1 protein-coding gene is annotated in these 526 nt (G+C 69.6%); it reads left to right on the top strand.

The annotated features are described in order from the left end of the window. Positions 1 to 20: 20 nt before the first annotated feature. Positions 21 to 526 (top strand): 3-hydroxyacyl-CoA dehydrogenase NAD-binding domain-containing protein (locus tag EJV46_RS11285; RefSeq protein WP_131548765.1); only part of this gene is annotated, 506 nt, incomplete at its 3' end.

The raw sequence follows: 526 nt of genomic DNA, 5'->3' as shown, positions 1-526 counted from the left end.
CGGTCCTCGGGGGTTCCCTTATGAAAATCGCGGTGATCGGGGCCGGCTATGTCGGCCTCGTCTCTGGTGCTTGCTTTGCCGAGTTTGGCGTCGACGTGGCGCTGGTGGACACGGATTCCAGCAAGATCGAGGCTTTGAAGGCGGGGCGGATCCCCATCTACGAGCCGCGTCTGGACCACCTCGTGGCGGACAACGCCAAGGAAGGCCGGCTCGCCTTCACGACGGACCTCGAGGAGGCGGTGGCGGGTGCGGAGGCGGTCTTTCTTGCGGTCGGCACGCCGACGCGGCGCGGCGACGGCCATGCGGACCTCACCTATGTCTTCGCCGCGGCCGAGCAGGTGGCGCGGGCGGCGCGGGGGCCGCTGGTTCTCGTGACCAAGTCGACCGTTCCGGTGGGCACGGGGCGCGAGGTGAAGAAGCGCGTCCTGGCGGCGCGGCCGGACCTGGACATCACCGTCGCCTCCAACCCGGAATTCCTGCGCGAGGGCGCCGCGATCGGCGACTTCATGCGGCCGGACCGCATCGT

Source organism: Roseococcus sp. SYP-B2431, assembly GCF_004336745.1.
Lineage (GTDB): Bacteria > Pseudomonadota > Alphaproteobacteria > Acetobacterales > Acetobacteraceae > Roseococcus.
This window is presented reverse-complemented; position numbering and strand designations above follow the sequence as displayed.